This window comes from Agromyces sp. S2-1-8, assembly GCF_021129215.1.
Lineage (GTDB): Bacteria > Actinomycetota > Actinomycetes > Actinomycetales > Microbacteriaceae > Agromyces > Agromyces chromiiresistens.
On the sequence record NZ_JAJOLP010000001.1, the window covers coordinates 1,891,261 to 1,907,097 of the forward strand.

Annotated in this window: 14 protein-coding genes; 7 read left to right on the forward strand and 7 right to left on the reverse strand. The window is 72.6% G+C overall.

Features of this window, described 5'->3' with window-relative positions; translation table 11 throughout:
• Window positions 1-185: 185 nt before the first annotated feature.
• Window positions 186-1,205: an ATP-binding cassette domain-containing protein gene (locus LR269_RS08605; protein WP_231430318.1), complete on the forward strand. Its 1,020-nt coding sequence runs from the start codon at window positions 186-188 to the stop codon at window positions 1,203-1,205.
• Window positions 1,202-2,017, forward strand: coding sequence for an ABC transporter permease (locus LR269_RS08610; RefSeq protein ID WP_231430319.1), 816 nt, complete (start codon window positions 1,202-1,204; stop codon window positions 2,015-2,017). Before LR269_RS08605 ends, LR269_RS08610 begins: the two co-directional genes overlap by 4 nt.
• Window positions 2,018-2,080: 63 nt before the next feature.
• Here LR269_RS08610 and LR269_RS08615 read toward each other — a convergent pair whose 3' ends face one another.
• Window positions 2,081-5,431 carry a BTAD domain-containing putative transcriptional regulator gene (locus tag LR269_RS08615; protein WP_231430320.1) on the reverse strand — a complete coding sequence of 1,117 codons (3,351 nt, stop codon included), beginning with the start codon at window positions 5,429-5,431 and terminating at the stop codon, window positions 2,081-2,083.
• A 69-nt stretch (window positions 5,432-5,500) separates the two neighbouring features.
• On the opposite strand from LR269_RS08615, the gene LR269_RS08620 reads away from it, so the two are divergent.
• Entirely contained in the window at window positions 5,501-6,535 is a 1,035-nt protein-coding gene (locus LR269_RS08620; RefSeq protein ID WP_231430321.1) for a GNAT family N-acetyltransferase, read from the forward strand.
• 205 nt (window positions 6,536-6,740) lie between these two features.
• On the opposite strand, the gene LR269_RS08625 is transcribed toward LR269_RS08620, so the two are convergent.
• From LR269_RS08625 to LR269_RS08635, 3 genes are all read right to left on the reverse strand, one after another.
• Entirely contained in the window at window positions 6,741-7,172 is a 432-nt protein-coding gene (locus LR269_RS08625; protein WP_231430322.1) for a GNAT family N-acetyltransferase, read from the reverse strand.
• Between the two features lie 68 nt (window positions 7,173-7,240).
• Complete coding sequence (locus LR269_RS08630) at window positions 7,241-7,855, reverse strand: CoA-binding protein (protein ID WP_231430323.1); 615 nt, start codon at window positions 7,853-7,855, stop codon at window positions 7,241-7,243.
• The gene (locus tag LR269_RS08635; RefSeq protein ID WP_231430324.1) at window positions 7,852-9,147 is read right to left on the reverse strand and encodes an O-acetylhomoserine aminocarboxypropyltransferase/cysteine synthase family protein; all 1,296 of its coding nucleotides are present in this window, start codon (window positions 9,145-9,147) and stop codon (window positions 7,852-7,854) included. Before LR269_RS08635 ends, LR269_RS08630 begins: the two co-directional genes overlap by 4 nt.
• A 263-nt stretch (window positions 9,148-9,410) precedes the next feature.
• On the opposite strand from LR269_RS08635, the gene LR269_RS08640 reads away from it, so the two are divergent.
• Window positions 9,411-9,740, forward strand: coding sequence for a multidrug efflux SMR transporter (locus tag LR269_RS08640; protein ID WP_231430325.1), 330 nt, complete (start codon window positions 9,411-9,413; stop codon window positions 9,738-9,740).
• A gap of 15 nt (window positions 9,741-9,755) precedes the next feature.
• Here LR269_RS08640 and LR269_RS08645 read toward each other — a convergent pair whose 3' ends face one another.
• Window positions 9,756-10,133 carry a hypothetical protein gene (locus LR269_RS08645; protein ID WP_231430326.1) on the reverse strand — a complete coding sequence of 126 codons (378 nt, stop codon included), beginning with the start codon at window positions 10,131-10,133 and terminating at the stop codon, window positions 9,756-9,758.
• A gap of 2 nt (window positions 10,134-10,135) precedes the next feature.
• Window positions 10,136-11,185: an NAD(P)-dependent alcohol dehydrogenase gene (locus tag LR269_RS08650; RefSeq protein WP_231430327.1), complete on the reverse strand. Its 1,050-nt coding sequence runs from the start codon at window positions 11,183-11,185 to the stop codon at window positions 10,136-10,138.
• A gap of 89 nt (window positions 11,186-11,274) precedes the next feature.
• Here LR269_RS08650 and LR269_RS08655 point away from each other — a divergent pair, with 89 nt between their 5' ends.
• Window positions 11,275-11,925, forward strand: a complete 651-nt coding sequence (locus tag LR269_RS08655) for a TetR/AcrR family transcriptional regulator (RefSeq protein WP_231430328.1) — start codon at window positions 11,275-11,277, stop codon at window positions 11,923-11,925.
• A gap of 6 nt (window positions 11,926-11,931) precedes the next feature.
• Here the strand turns inward: LR269_RS08655 and LR269_RS08660 are convergent, their stop codons facing one another.
• The gene (locus tag LR269_RS08660) at window positions 11,932-13,536 is read right to left on the reverse strand and encodes a dolichyl-phosphate-mannose--protein mannosyltransferase (RefSeq protein ID WP_231430329.1); all 1,605 of its coding nucleotides are present in this window, start codon (window positions 13,534-13,536) and stop codon (window positions 11,932-11,934) included.
• Between the two features lie 29 nt (window positions 13,537-13,565).
• Here LR269_RS08660 and rsmI point away from each other — a divergent pair, with 29 nt between their 5' ends.
• Both rsmI and LR269_RS08670 read left to right on the forward strand, forming a co-directional pair.
• A complete protein-coding gene (rsmI, locus tag LR269_RS08665) occupies window positions 13,566-14,390 on the forward strand; it encodes a 16S rRNA (cytidine(1402)-2'-O)-methyltransferase (protein ID WP_231430330.1) in 825 nt (274 codons plus the stop codon).
• 110 nt (window positions 14,391-14,500) lie between these two features.
• Entirely contained in the window at window positions 14,501-15,640 is a 1,140-nt protein-coding gene (locus LR269_RS08670) for an NADP-dependent oxidoreductase (RefSeq protein ID WP_231430331.1), read from the forward strand.
• Window positions 15,641-15,837: the final 197 nt, after the last annotated feature.

Below are 15,837 nucleotides of genomic sequence, written 5' to 3' on the forward strand. Positions count from 1 at the left end.
GGGTACGTCGCACGGCGCGCACGGATGCCGCTGCGGTTCGAAGAATCGTGCGTCGACCGCCGATCTCGCGCACATCCGCGGCAGTATCCGCGACCACGCGGCGACGGCGCACCGACGGCACCGCGACAGTGCGCCGACAGCACCGCGACAGCGCGCTGCGAGCGCGCGGCGGAAGCATGGCGTGCATGGACATCACCAACACCCGAGCCCGGGGAGACTGGGCGATCGAGGCCGACGGCCTCGTGAAGACCTTCGGCGAGCACCGCGCGGTCGACGGGGTCGACCTGCGGGTCGCCACCGGCACCGTCTACGGCGTGCTCGGCCCGAACGGGGCCGGCAAGACCACCACGATCTCGATGCTCGCGACGCTGCTGCGCCCCGACGCCGGCACGGCCCGCGTCTTCGGCCACGACGTGCAGCGGGAGGCGCAGGTCGTGCGCCAGCTCATCGGCGTCACCGGGCAGTACGCCTCGGTCGACGAGACGCTCTCGGCGACCGAGAACCTCGTGCTCTTCTCGCGCCTGCTCGGCCTCGGCCGGCGCGACGCGAAGCGCAAGGCCGGTGAGCTCCTCGAGGAGTTCGGGCTCACCGAGGCCGCCAAGCGGCCGCTCAAGCAGTTCTCGGGCGGCATGCGCCGTCGGCTCGACCTCGCGGCGAGCCTCATCGCACAGCCGCCGCTCATCTTCCTCGACGAGCCGACGACCGGCCTCGACCCGCGCACCCGCGCGCAGATGTGGGAGACGATCCGACGACTCGTCGCGACCGGTTCGACGGTCCTGCTCACGACCCAGTACCTCGACGAGGCGGACCAGCTCGCCGATCGCATCGCGGTGATCGACCGCGGCCGCGTGGTCGCCGAGGGCACGGGCGACGAGCTCAAGGCCTCGGTCGGCGAGTCGAGCCTGCAACTGCGGCTCATCGACCCGCGCGACCTCGGCGACGCCCAGGCGGCGATCGAGCGCGTGCTCGGCGTGCACGCCACCGCGAGCCCCGAGGCCGCCCGCCTCACCGCCCCCATGCAGGACGCGGATCGCGTCGCCGAGCTCCTCGTCACGTTCCGCGACGCGGGCATCCACCTCGCCGAGCTCAGCGTGCAGAAGCCCACGCTCGACGAGGTGTTCCTCACGCTCACCGGCCACAGCGCCGAGCCCGAAGGGGCCGGCGACGAAGCATCCGATCTCGAACTCGAAGGAAGCCGCGCATGACCACCGCGACCATCGTGCCGGGCGCCGCCCGCACGCTCAAGAACCACGTCGGCTTCGGCCAGACGGTGCGCAACTCGTTCAGCATGGCCTGGCGGGGTCTCCTGAAGATCAAGCGCACGCCCGAGCAGCTCATCGACGTCACCGTGCAGCCGATCCTGTTCACCGTCATGTTCACCTACATCTTCGGCGGCGCGATCGCCGGCGATGCGATGACGTACCTGCCGTTCCTGCTGCCCGGCATCCTCGTGCAGACCGTCATCACGACGTCGGTCGTCACGGGCGTGCAGCTGCGGGAGGACATGGACAAGGGCGTGTTCGACCGGTTCCGCTCGCTGCCGATCGCGCGCGTCGCACCGCTCGCCGGCGCGCTGCTCGCCGACACGGTGCGCTACGGCATCGCGACCGTGCTCACCTTCGTCGCGGGGTACGTCATGGGCTACCGGCCCGAGGCCGGCATCGGCAGCGTCGTGACGGCGAGCCTCGTCGTGATCGTCGCAGCATGGTCGCTCAGCTGGATCTTCGCCTTCTTCGGCGTGATCGCGCGATCGGCCGGTTCGGTGCAGGGCATCTCGTTCCTCATCCTGTTCCCGCTGACGTTCCTCTCGAACGCGTTCGTGCAGGCCGACACGATGCCCGACTGGCTGCAGTGGTTCGTGAACGTCAACCCGGTCTCGCACCTCGTGACCGCCGCGCGCGGCATCACGATGGGCACCGAGGTCACGGGCGACCTGCTGGCGACGCTCGTCGGCGCCGCGGTCGTGGTCGCGATCTTCGCCCCGCTCACGGTGCGCGCGTACATGCGCAAGGCGTAGACCGGTGCGGATGCCTCGGTGCGGGCGACGGCCGTCGGGTCGGCGCCCCGCCGGGGGTGACCGTCAGGCCGAGCCGACCGAACCGGGCGCGACGGGCGCTGCGAGCAATCGCAGCGCCCGTTCCGCGCGCTCGGGCTGGGTGAGGTCGGCGACGTCGGCGCGCGCCCGCTCGAGGGCGGCGGCGCCGGCGATGCGCTCGGCGGCCGCGAGGTGCGGCTCGAGTCTGAGCGCGGGAAGGTCCTGCCGGGGGTGCATCCGCTCGGCGAGGGCGAGCAGCTCGAGCGCGCGACCCCGCAGGTGCGGTCGGCGCATCGCCCACGCCGACCAGCCGAGCGCCGCCGTGCCGAGCACGGGCTTGTCGGTGAACGCCGGCCACGCGCGGTGGAGCGCGATCGTGCGGTACCGGATGCGGGCGGCCCACCGGTCGGCGTCGTCGGCGTCGCGCTCGTCGAACACCGCCGCGGAGAGGAGATCGGCGAGCACCATCAGGTACCACGGGGTCGACCGCTCGTGGACGCCGAACGAGTCGGCGGCCGCCCGACCGTGGCGACGGGCGTCGGCCATGCGGCGATCCGCCCGTGCGAGCTCGGCGCGGCCGAGCTCGGCGACCGTTGCGAGCGCGAGGCCGTCGGCCGTGCGACGCTCGCTCGCCGCGAGTTCGTCGAGCAGCGGGCGCACCTCGTCGAACCGGCCCGCCGAGAGCAGGTTTCCCGCGCGCATCCACTCGAGCTGGAGCAGGTCTGGCTCCGCGTCGAGGGCGGCGAGGCCGTCGACCGCGACCGCCGACCAGTGCAACGCGCGCTCGGGGTCGCCCGACTGGCTGGCGAGCTGCGCCATCATCATCGAGCTCATCGACTCGGCCCATCCGTCGCCGAGGCGCCGCGCGAGCCGGTGCGCGCGCTGGGCGTGCTCGATGGCGAGTGCGGGTTCGCCGGCGTTCTCATCGAACTGGCAGCGCAGCAGTGCGCCGATGAGCGCCGTCGCCTCGTCGGCGGATTCGGACATGACCACGAGGTCGGCGAGCGCGGCGTCGAGGTCGCGCGCGCCGATGACCCGCGCGACCGCGGCCAGCCATTCGGGCAGCGGCCAGCGATCGGCGAGATGCGAGCGGAGCCGTGCGAGCGCGCGCGTCGCGGCCGGTGCACCGTAGGCGAGCGACGTGCCGGCTGCGAACACCGCCGAGATCATCGCCGGCACCGCGAGGTCGCGTTCGTGCGCGCCGTGGCGGGTCGCCTCGAGCATCGCCTCACCGAACACGAGCACCTCCTCGTGCGCGCTGCGCACGTTCCAGAGGTAGCCGAGCGCGGCGTAGAGCCGCAGCGCGGTCGGCACGCGACGCTCGGCGTTGGCTCGGCGCAGGATCTCGACGAGGTTCTCCTCCTCGAGGCGCAGCACCCGCAGGTCGTGGAGCTGCGTCGAGCCGCCGCCGACGAAGTGCACGTCGGCGAGCCGCTCGGCCCACCGGGCCATCGCATCGTGCACGTCGGCGAGCTCGCCGGCCTGCGCGAGTCGGAGCTGGCCGAACTCGCGCACCGTCTCGAGCATGCGGTACCGGGTGGCACCCGTCAGCCGGTCGTCGCGCACGGTGAGCAGCGACTGGTCGACGAGACCCACGAGCACGTCGATCGCGCCCGGGCCGAGCACCTCCTGTGCCGCCTCGATCCCGAAGCCGTCGGCGAAGGTCGAGAGCCGGACGAGCCCGCGTTGCTCGTCGGGGGTGAGCAGCGCCCAGCTCCACTCGATGACGGCCTCGAGGGTGCGCTGACGGGGCGGCGCGCTGCGGTCGCGCCCGGCGAGCAATGCGAAACGATTGTCGAGGCGGGCCTCGATCTCGGCGACGGTCATGCCGCGGGTGCGCGCCGCGGCGAGCTCGATCGCGAGCGGCAGGCCGTCGAGGCGCGCGCACAGCCGCTCGACCACGTCGAGGGGGAGGGCGGCATCGGGGCGCACGGCGAGCGCCCGTTCGATGAAGAGCTGCGAGCCGGGCCCGGCTTCGTCGCCGACGCGCGCCGGCAGCGGTTCGAGCGGATACACCTGCTCGGCGCCGATCGCGATCGGGCTCCGGCTCGTCGCGAGCACGCGCAGGGTCGGCACCGCTGACAGCAGCTCGTCCGTGCAGGCGGCGACGCCGTCGACGACCTGCTCGCAGTTGTCGAGCACGAGCAGGGTCGGCGTGTCGGCGAGGCGCGCCTCGATGCGCTGACGAAGGTCGGGCCGGCTCGCGGCGTCGGAGAGCCTCGAGGCACGGGCCTCCCTGAGGCCGAGCGCCGAGCCGAGCGCGAGCTCGACGTCGTCGTCGTCGCGGACGCCCGCGAGCTCGGCGACCACCACCGCCGGCGCGTCGGCTCGCGCCGCGACCGCCTGGGCGAGCCGGGTCTTTCCGAGCCCGCCTGCGCCGAGGATGGTGACCAGCCGGTGCCGGTCGAGCAGTGCGAGGATCGCCGGCAGGTCGTCGTCGCGGCCGATGAGCCGGTTCGGGGCGGCGCGCAGGCCGATCCGGGTGGGTTCTTCGGGGAGTCGGGGGGAATCGGCCGTCTCCGCGGGCGACGGGACCTCATCGGCCGTCGGTCGCGTCAGCTCGATCGTGACGGATGCCCCGGGCCGGACGTCCGCGACCGGGTCGACGCCGACCACGGGCGCGATGCCCGTGTCGGGATCGGCGAGCAGTCGCGCGTTGAGCTCGACGAGTTCGGGGCCGGGCGAGACCCCGAGCTCGTCGCGCAGCGTCGCTCGCACGCGCGCGAAGGTAGCGAGCGCCTCGGTGCGCCGGCCGGCGCTCGCGAGCGCGGCGATGAGCGAGGTGTGCAGTCGCTCGTCGAGCGGGCTGGCCGCCGCGAGCGGAGCGAGGGCGGTGATCGCCGCTTCGGCGTCACCGGCGTCGAGCAGGCAGCGCGCACGGAACTCGAGCAATCCGATGCGACGCGACGACGCACGGTCGGCGAGCTCGGCGCCGATCGGCGCCTGGCCGAGGTCGAGCCCCGGCTCGCCGCGCCAGAGGGCGAGGGCCTCGTCGAGCACGCCGATCGCGGCGCGGTGGTCGCCGCCACGGGCGAGCTCCGCGGCGCGCCCGCCGAGTTCGCCGGCGAGTCCGAGATCGGTCTGCGCCGGGGTCACGTCGAGCGCGTACCCGCCGGGGCGCGACGCGATGAGCCCGGTCGCGCTCGTTGTGCGCACCCGTGACACGAGCGACTGCAGTGCCGCCCGCTCGTTCTCGGGCCGGTCGTCGCCCCACAGGTCGTCGGAGATCGCCTCGAGCCCGTGCGTGCGACCCGAGGCACGCCCGTCGACCCCCGCGAGCGCGGCGAACAGCGCCTTCGCGAGCGCGCCCGCGGGCTCGATCTGCTCGCCCGACCGACCCTCGACGAGGACCGGGCCGAGCAGCGCGACGCGGAGGTCGCGGCGGTCGGTCAGCACGCGTCGAGCCTACCGGCGGCGACCGTCGCCAGGCCGCCGCGCCGGCGGGCGGGCCTAGGCTGGATGACGATGTCGAACGCCGCCGGAACCCCGCCCGCATCCCCGACCATCCGTCCGATCCGCGCCGAGGAGTCCGCCGCCGAGGCCGCCCTGATCGGGCGCGCCTTCGCCGCAGGGCCGTACGGTCACCTGCCGAAAGGCGCCGAGCGCGCCGCGTTCGAGGCCGACACGGCGGGGCGTGCCGCCGACGGCGCCGTGCTCGTCGCGCTCGACGCCCAAAGCGGCGTCGTCGGCACGGCGAGCGTGCTGCGCGCCGGCACTCGCTACTCGCGGGTCGCCCGGCCCGGCGAGGCCGAGGTGCGCCTCATCTCCGTCGACCCAGCCGTGCAGGGCGGCGGACTCGGCGCCGCGCTCACGCGGGCGAGCCTCGAGGCGGCGCTCGAGTGGGGTGCGTCGGCGCTCGTGCTCGACACGGGCAGCCGCAACACCAGGGCCCAGGCGCTCTACGAACGACTCGGCTTCGAGCGCGCGCCCGAGCGCGACGCGGCGGTCGGGGCCGACGTCGACTCGGTCGTGTACCGATACCCGCTTCAGCAGCGCGACGACGTCGTGGTGCGATCGATGCGGGACGGCGAGGCCGATCACGTCGCCCGGCTCGTCGAGTCGGCGTACGCCGCCGACTTCGAGCTGAACGCGGGGTATCGCGCCGACATCGTCGCCGTGGCCGAGCGTGCGCGCGACCATCGGGTGTGGGTCGCCGTCGACTCGGCGACCGGCGAGCTCCTCGGCACGGCGTCGACGCCGCGAGCAGGCGCGACGATGTCGCCGGTCGCGCGGGCCGGCGAGCTCGACTTCCGCTTCCTCGGCGTCGCACCGGGTGCCCGGCGGCGCGGCATCGGCGAGACGCTCGTGCGGCACGTGCTGCGACTCGCGCGCATCCGCGGGATGGACCGGGTGGTGCTCAACACCGGCCCCGACATGCTCGACGCGCAGCGGCTCTACGACCGGCTCGGGTTCGCCCGCCTGCACGAGCGCGAGTACCGCTTCGTGCGCCCAGACGGGTCGGGCTTCCAGATGCTCGCCTATGGACGCGACGCCGCGTGACCGCTTCGTGCGCCGCCGCCCCGGTGGTGGGTCGGGGTTCCGGATGCTCGCCTGTGGACGCGACGCCGCGTGACCGCTTCGTGCGCCGCCGCCCCGGTGGTGGGTCGGGCTTCCGGATGCTCGCCTATGGACGCGACGCCGCCTGACGGCAGCGAAGCGGCGCCCCTGCCGCGGTCGGTCGGGAGCGTGGCCGGGTCGCCCCCGCTCAGACGATCGGGTCGGGCCCGACCCGCGACATCCAGTCCGCCGCTCGGTCGATCGGCGCGAACCCGAACTTCTCGTAGAGGCCGTGGGCGTCGCCCGTGATGAGCACCACGCGCTTCAGGCGCAGCGGGTCGAGCGTCGCGAGCACGTACTCCATCAGCGAGACGCCGAGGCGCTCGCCGCGGCTCTCGGGGTCGACGATGACATCGCAGAGCCAGGCGAAGGTGACGCCGTCGGTGACGACGCGGGCGTAGGCCAGCTGCCCGCCCGAGTCGCGGTCGTACACGCCGAAGTTCATCGACCCGTCGATCGCCGCATCCTGCGTCTCGCGAGGTCGGCCGAGCGCCCAGTAGGCGTGCTCGGAGAGCCAGCGGTGCACGCGTTCGCGGTCGAGCCGGGCGGGGTCGGTCGAGAAATCGAGGTCGCGGGGCATCGGTCCAGCGTATCGGGGCGCGGTTCGAGCGGATGCCTCCACCGAGGCATCCGCTCGACGGGAGCACGTCAGCGCACGGTCTTGCGCGACGTGATCTGACCCGTGTCGAATCCGAGCAGGTGGAGGCCTCCGTGGAAGCGGGCGTGCTCCACCTTGATGCAGCGGTCCATGACGACGGTGAGCCCCTGCTCCTCGCCGTAGTACGCGGCCTCCTCGTTCCAGATGCCGAGCTGCACCCAGATGGTCTTCGCACCGGCCGCGACGACCTCGTCGACGACCTTCGGGATGTCGCTGCCCCGGCGGAACACGACGACGACGTCGGGCACCTCGGGCAGGTCCGTGAGGCTCGCGTACGCCGGCTGGCCGAGGATCTCGGTCTCCATCGGGTTCACGAAGTAGAGGCGGTAGTCGCTCGACTGCTGCAGGTACGTGCCCACGAAGTAGCTCGAGCGCTGCGGCTTCGGCGAGGCGCCGACGATCGCGACCGACTTCGCCGCGTCGAGGATGCGCAGGCGAGCCTTCGCGTCGGGACCCGTCCACGTGCGCTGCGAGCGCAGCAGCTTCGCGAGCGGCGAGTCGGCGGGCAGGTCGCAGCTCAGGCCGTTGACGAGGCGCACGGTCTCGAGCTCGGCCGCCGCCGAGGCATCCGTCTGCGTCGCCTGCCCGGTGATGGTGTCGGTCATCGCGTGCCTCCTGTCGCGGCGGCGAGCGCCTGGTCGAGATCGTAGATGATGTCGTCGACGTCCTCGATGCCGATCGAGAGCCGCACGACGCCGGGCAGCACGCCCGCGTCGACGAGCTGCTGCTCGGTGAGCTGGGCGTGCGTGGTCGACGCCGGGTGGATGATGAGCGTCTTCGCGTCGCCGATGTTCGCGAGGTGCGACGCGAGGTTCACGTTCTCGATGAGCGCCTGGCCCACCTGCCGGCCGCCCTTCACCTCGAAGCTGAACACCGAGCCGGGGCCCTGCGGCAGGTACTTCTTCGCGCGGTCGTGGTGCGGGTGGCCCTCGAGGCCCGCCCAGAACACGCGCTCGACCCGCGGGTCCTCGGCGAGCCACCGGGCGACGGCGCGGGCATTGTCGACGTGCGCCTGGATGCGGTACGGCAACGTCTCGACGCCCTGCGCGAGGAGGAACGCCGAGTGCGGCGCGAGCGTCGGGCCGATGTCGCGCAGCTGCTCGGCGCGGAGGCGCGTCAAGAAGGCGTACTCGCCGAAGTTGCCCGACCACTCGAGGCCGCCGTAGCTCGGCACCGGCTGGCCGAACAGCGGGAACTTCTCCGAGTGCCAGTGGAACCGGCCTGACTCGACCACGACGCCGCCGAGGGTCGTGCCGTGCCCGCCGAGGAACTTGGTCGCCGAGTGGGTGACGATGTCGGCGCCCCATTCGATCGGGCGGTTGAGGTACGGGGTCGCGATCGTCGAGTCGACGATGAACGGGATGCCGTGGGCGTGGGCGACGTCGGCGAGCGCCTCGAGGTCGGCGATCTCGCCCGAGGGGTTCGCGATCGTCTCGACGAAGAGGGCCTTCGTGTTCTCGCGGATGGCCGCGGCGTAGTCGTCGGCGTCGGAACCGGCGACGAAGGTCGTCTCGATGCCGAAGCGGCGCAGCGTCACGTCGAGTTGGGTGATCGAGCCGCCGTAGAGCTGCGCGGAGGCGACGATGTGGTCGCCGGCTCCCGCGAGCGATGCGAAGGTGATGTACTGCGCGGCGAGTCCGGAGGCGGTCGCGACGGCGCCCAGGCCGCCCTCGAGGCTCGCGATGCGCTCCTCGAAGCTCGCGACCGTCGGGTTCGCGAGGCGTGAGTAGATGTTGCCGTACTTCTGGAGGGCGAACCGTGCCGCGGCGTCGGCGGTGTCGTCGAAGACGAACGCACTCGTCTGGTAGATCGGCAGCGCGCGGGCGCCCGTCACCTGGTCGGGGATGTTGCCCGCGTGGATGGCGCGGGTCTTGAAGCCGTATTCGCGGTCTGCCATGCCGAGAACGCTACGCGCACCCGGCGTCGGCCTCGCGCCCGCGGCGTAACCTACGGCAACGGATGCCTCGCATCCGCCCCGTGCACCCGTCGGCGGAGGGGGTCGGTCGGGACAGGGTGCACAGGGGTTGATCAGGCCGGTTCGCTATCCTGTGATCAGGTCGCCCACCCCGGCGGCCACCGGACGAGGGCACCCAGTACCCGGACACGACGACTGGCACGCGACATCCTTCTCGATGTCGATCTGGTCGGGAGTGAACAGTCATGGCATGGGTCATCCTCATCGTCTCGGGCGTGCTCGAAGCCGTCTGGGCCACCGCACTCGGCAAGAGCGAGGGCTTCACGAAGCTCTGGCCGAGCGTGATCTTCTTCGGCGCCCTCGCCCTCTCCATGGGCGGGCTCGCGTGGGCCATGCGAGACATCTCGACCGGTACCGCCTACGCGGTCTGGGTCGGCATCGGCGCGGCACTCACGGTCGTCTGGGCGATGATCACGGGCGATTCGGATGTCTCGTGGCTGAAGCTCGCCCTCATCGCCGGCCTCGTCGGCTGCGTCATCGGGCTCAAGTTCGTCGACGGCGGCGCCGGCCACTAGCGATGCGCCGGGTGCTCACGCCTCCTGGGCCGGGTGCCAGGCGAGCGCGACCCAGATGAGGAGCGCGTTGAACCCGAAGCCCACGACGATGAGCACGTTGTCGTAGAGGCCCTTGTAGGGCAGCGCTGCGAGGTTGAACAGCACGAGCGCGGCCGAGACGATGACGGTGATCCACTTGAGCGGGGTCGCCGGCACCATGAGCGAGATCGTGATCATCGCGATCGGCACGAGCATGATGAGTGCGGCCAGCACCCACATCCAGCTCGCGGCCGCCCTGTCGCCGATCCTGCCCGGCTCGGCATCACCGGCGAAGATGCGCAGCACGTCGCCGAGCAGGTAGACCAGCATGAGCGAGGTCCAGCCGCCGGCGAGGATGACACGGGTCGGGTCCATGGTCAAGCCGCCGCCTCGGCCGACCCGGCCGCCGCGCCCGCGCCCGCGGCCTCCTGCGGATGCAGCACGAGGTTGCCGACCTTGCGGCCCGAGTCGACGCGGGCGTGCGCCTCGGCGAGGCGGTCGAGCGGCATCGTCTCGTCGATGACGACCCGCAGTGCGTCCGCCTCGACGAGGTCGAGCAGGGTCGAGAAGTCCTCGGGTCGCTCGGGTGAGGTGCCCGTCTTCACCGGACCGTGGGCGGTGATCATCTCGCCGAGGCTCGCGACGGCGAGCAGCAGTCGCCCGCCCTCGGCGAGGAGCGGTCGCCCGGTCGCCGGGCTCAGCACGCCCACCGTGTCGAACACGACGTCGAAGCGCTCGCCGCGTGACTCGAGCGACTCGAGCGGCGTCGCGCGGTAGTCGACGACCCGGTCGGCGCCGAGCGCGGTGACCAGTTCGGCGTTCGGTGCGCTCGTGACGGCCGTGACCCTCGCCCCGAAGTGCTTCGCGAGTTGCACGGCGTTCGTGCCGACCGCGCCCGAGGCTCCGACGACGAGCACGTGCTCGCCCGGCCGCACCGCGGCCTTGTCGCGCAGGTAGTGCAGCGCCGTCGCGCCGCCGAACAGCACCCCGGCCGCGTCGTCGAACGACACCCCGTCGGGGATGCGCGCGAGCCGCGAGGCGGGGACCGCGACGAGTTCGGCGTGCGCGCCCATGCGCGCGCCCGTCATGCCGCAGACGCGGTCGCCGACGGCGAACCCGGATGCCGCTGAGGCGATGCCGCCCGCGTGCGGGGCGCCGCCCGTGGCATCACCACCGATCGTCTCGACGACCCCGGCGAAGACCACGCCGAGCACCCTGGCGCGCGGGCCGTTCACCCCGAGTGCGAGCCTGCCCGGCAGGGCGAAGCCGCGCGGGAACCGGGCGCCGCGGATGCGGGCGTCGCCCGAGTTGACGGTCGCCGCCATGACGCGCACGAGCGCCTCGCCGCGGCCCGCGACGGGATCGGGCACCGTGTCGACCCGTACGACCGACGGCGGACCGTACCGATCGACCACTCCTGCACGCATGTTGCTCCCTTACACCTGTAAGTCCCTGTGTCGATCACGATAGCCTTACAGTCGTAAGGATGCAAGCATCGCCCGAGAATGGAGTCGGCATGGCCCAGCGCACCCCGCTCAGCCGCGAGCGCATCATCGCCGCCGCGATGCAGGTCGCCGACGGCGGCGGCCTCGCGGCCGTCAGCATGCGCAGCGTCGGCAAGGCACTCGGCGCCGAGGCGATGTCGCTCTACCACCACGTCTCCGGCAAGGAGGAACTCCTCGATCTCCTCGCCGACGCGGCGTTCGACGAGATTCCGCTGCTCGAGATCGGCACGCCGTGGCGCGCCGCGATGACCGCCCGCGCCGACACCATGCGCGCCGTGCTCAAGAAGCACTCCTGGGCGCTCGGCCTCCTCGAGTCGCGGTCGGATCCCGGACCGGCCGTCATGCGGCACCACGACCGCGTGCTCGGAGTGCTGCGGCGCGACGGCTTCGACCTCGCGCTCGCCGCACACGCCTACTCGGTGCTCGACGCCTACATCTACGGCTTCGTGCTCACCGAGCTCAACCTGCCGTTCACTCCCGACGTCGGCGCCGACGCCTTCGCCGAAGGGCTCGAACTGCCCGCCGACGAGTACCCGTACCTCGCCGAGATGCTCGAGCAGATGGTCCTCGGGCACGACTACGACTTCGGCGACGAGTTCGGCTACGGCCTCGACCTCGTGCTCGACCAGCTCGAGCTGCGGCTCGCGGCTCAGCAGGCCTGAGTTCGCTCAGCCCCAGCTCGGCAGCCAGAAGTGCAGCTGCCGCACGATGGGCGTGAGCGGTATCCCCGTCCAGATCGGCAGGAAGAACGCCGACACGGCGATCACGACGACGAGGTAGACCCCGACCGTCCAGAGCCCTCCCTGCCGGCGCCAGCGCGGGTCGGTCGGCCTGCCCGCGACGATGCCGATGACGTAGACGAGCGCGAGCACGAGGAAGGGCTCGAACGCGATCGAGTAGAACTGGAACACCGTGCGGTTCAGGTACATGAGCCACGGCAGGTAGCCGGCGGCGAGACCGACGAGGATCGCGGCCGCCTGCCACTCGCGGTACCGTGCGAAGCGGTAGACGAGGTAGAACGCGGCGAGCGCCGCCGCCCACCAGATGAGCGGGTTGCCGACCTCGATGATCGACGAGACCTGCCCGTTCGCGTCGTCGTAGTACATGTTGGTCGGTCGGATCATGAAGAGCCACGTCAACGGATTCGACTGCCAGGGGTGCTCGCTGTGCACGCCGACGTGGTACTGGTAGGCCGAGGAATGGTAGTGCCAGAGGCTCTGCAGCGCCTTCGGCACCCAGGCGAGCGCGCCGGTCCACGCGTTGCCCTCCTCGTCGGCCCAGTGCCGGTAGTAGCCGCCGTCGGTCGTGAGCCAGCCGGTCCACGACGCGAAGTAGACGACCATTGCGACCGGCACGAGCAGCACGAACGTGACGGGCGCCTGCTTGAGCAGCGCCGCGCTCGCCCAGAACGGTACGCCAGCACGGCGGCGGGCGAGGGCGTCGACGACCACCAGGTAGACGCCGAAGGCCGCGAGGAACCAGAGTCCCGACCACTTCACCGCCGTCGCGGCCCCGAACGCGGCGCCCGCGGCGACGACCCATGGCCTCGCCCACAGCGCGGGGCCGAAATGCGGATCCCGACCGGCGCCCCACTCGGCCGCCAGCCGGCGGTCGAGCGCCCGCTCCGCATGCTCGCGATCGATCAGGACGAACCAGAACCCGAGCAGGCAGAAGAGCATGACCCAGTTGTCGAGCAGCGCGACGCGCGACATCACGATCGCGTTGCCGTCGATCGCGAAGAGGAGGCCTGCGACCACCGCGAGCGAGGTCGAGGCGAAGAGCCGCCGCGCCACCATCGTCAGGAGGAAGACCGCGATCGTGCCGGCCAGCGCCGTCGTCGCGCGCCACCAGAACGCGTCGCCCGCGCCGAACGCGGCCATGCCGAGCCCGATGAGCCACTTGCCGAGCGGCGGATGCACGACGTACGCGGGGTCGTCGAGGTAGACGTTCGGGTCGCCGCGGGCGAAATCGGCGTCGGCGCCGTCGGGCCAGCTCGACTCGTAGCCGTTGTGCCAGAGGGTCCAGGCGTCCTTCACGTAGTAGGTCTCGTCGAAGACGATCTGGTGCGGGTGGCCGAGCCCCCAGAAGCGCAGCACTGCGGCGACGAGCGTGACGAGGAGGGGGCCGCCCCACGTCCAGAGTGCGCGACGACGCGGCGTCGCGGTCGCGGCGGCCCACCACTCGTCGAGCCGCGATCCACGCGGCTCGACGACGGCCTCGTCGGCGTCGTCGAGTCGGGACCCCTGGGGTTCCACCGTCTCGTCGACACTCATGCGCCCAACCCTAGGACAGACTGGAACCCATGATCATCCTCGCGGCGACCCCCATCGGCAATCTCGGCGATGCGTCGACGCGACTGCGCGAGGCGCTCGGGACGGCGACCGTGATCGCCTCGGAGGACACCCGCGTGACCCAGCGCCTGCTCGCGGCGCTCGGCATCGACAACCGGCCGCGCCTCATCGCCCTGCACGAGCACAACGAGCGGCAGAAGGCGGCCGAACTCGTGGAGCTCGCCCGCGACGACGATCTCCTCGTGCTGAGCGACGCCGGTATGCCGACCGTCTCCGACCCCGGCTTCCCGCTCGTGGCCGCGGCCGCCGCCGCCGGTGTCGTCGTCACGGTGATCCCCGGGCCTTCGGCCGTGGTCACGGCACTCGCCGTCTCGGGGCTGCCCACCGATCGGTTCGCGTTCGAGGGCTTCCTGCCCCGCAAGGCCGGCGAGCGCGGCCGCCGGCTCGCGGAGCTCGCGGGCGACCGGCGCACACTCGTCTTCTTCGAGGGCCCGTCGCGGGTCGCCGCGAGCCTCGAAGCGCTCGCGGAGGCCTTCGGAGCCGACCGGCCGGCGGCCGTGTGCCGAGAACTCACGAAGCTCCATGAGGAGGTGCGCCGCGGCCCGCTCGGCGAGCTCGCGGCCTGGGCGGCCGACGGCGTGCGCGGCGAGATCGTCATCGTCGTCGGGGGAGCGGGCGACGTCGTGGTCGACGCCGATGCCGCGCTCGAACGGGTGCTCGGCCTCGCGGCATCGGGCACCCGACTGAAGGACGCCGCCTCGCTCGTCGCCGCTGAGACCGGCCTCGGCAAGCGCGAGCTCTACGAGGCCGCGCTCGCGAGCCGCGACGGGCGCTGAACCGCGCGCCGCAGCCGCCGTCGCAGCTCGCTCACCCCGCGCGCAACCCCTGTCGGTCGGCCCCCGATTGGGGGACAATGGAACCGTTCGCACGATCCAGGAGGTGCGAGATGGCAACCAGAGACGAGTCGCGGGCCTTCACGGCCCGGGCGGTGCGATACGCCGAGTTCGGCGGCCCCGAGGTGCTGCACGTCGACGAGGTGCCGATGCCGGTGCCCGGCGACGGCGAGGTGCTCGTCGAGGTCTTCGCCGCGGGGCTCAACCCCGCCGAGAGCGCGACGAGGCGCGGCGAGCACGACGGCCAGGGCCCGATCGCCCTCCCGGCGATGCAGGGGCGCGACCTTGCCGGGGTGGTCATCGCGACCGGCCCCGACGTCGGGCGGTTCGGCCGCGGCGACGAGGTCATGGGTTTCGTCGAGCGCGGCGCGCAGGCCACGCACGTCGCGGTACCCGAGCGCCAGCTGCTGCCGAAGCCGGCCGGGCTATCGTGGGAGGTCGCCGGTTCGCTCTACGTCGCCGGCACGACCGCATGGAACGCCGTCGAGGGCCTCGCCCTCGGCCCCGACGACACGGTCGTCGTCACCGCCGCCGCCGGCGGGGTGGGCTGCCTCGCCGTGCAGTTCGCACGGATGCGCGGCGCGACCGTCATCGGCACGACGACCCAGGAGCGCTTCGACTTCCTGCGGCAGTTCGGCGTGATCCCCACGCGATACGGACCGGGGCTCGCCGAGCGGGTGCGGGCGATCGTCGAGGAGACCGAGCATGCGCGACCCGTGAGCGCCTTCCTCGACTTCCTCGGCGGCGAGACCGACGCCGCCGCCGAGCTCGGGGTGGCGAGTTCCCGCACGCTGACCGTGCTCGACCACGAGGCGGTCGAAGCCGACGATGCGGTCGCGGCGGGCACGGGCGACGTCGTCGCGATGGGGCGGGTGGCCGCGCTCGTCGCGGCCCGCCGGGTGCGATTGCCGATCGCCGACGTGTTCGGGCTCGACGGCATCGTCGACGCGTACCGGGCGCTCGACCGGCGCGACGCGCCGGGCAAGATCGTGCTCGGCCTCAGGGTGGTCGACTATCCGGGCCAGAAGGTGCGCGAACCCGCGATCAAGGAGCAGGACGTCACCCTCGGCGTGCCGACCCCGCACGCCCACATGGAGGTGACCGAGGCGATCCCGCCCGCGATCGGCGACGGCAGCGTGCGGCGCCGTCACCGCGAGGAGCACGAGCGGGAGCAGGCGGCGGCGGCCGAGTAGTGCGGGGGTTTCGCGATGCCTCCTCCTTCGCCGGTCGCCGCTCAACAGCGGAGGCGAGTAACGCAGACGTGGAGGCATCCCGTGCGCCCATGGGGTTGAGCGGCCCTGTGGGTCGAGTCCGAGGCCTCCGCAGTACTGCTGCGTCGTGCGCCCATGGGGTTGAGCGGCCCTGTGGGTCGAGTCCGAGGCCTCCGCAG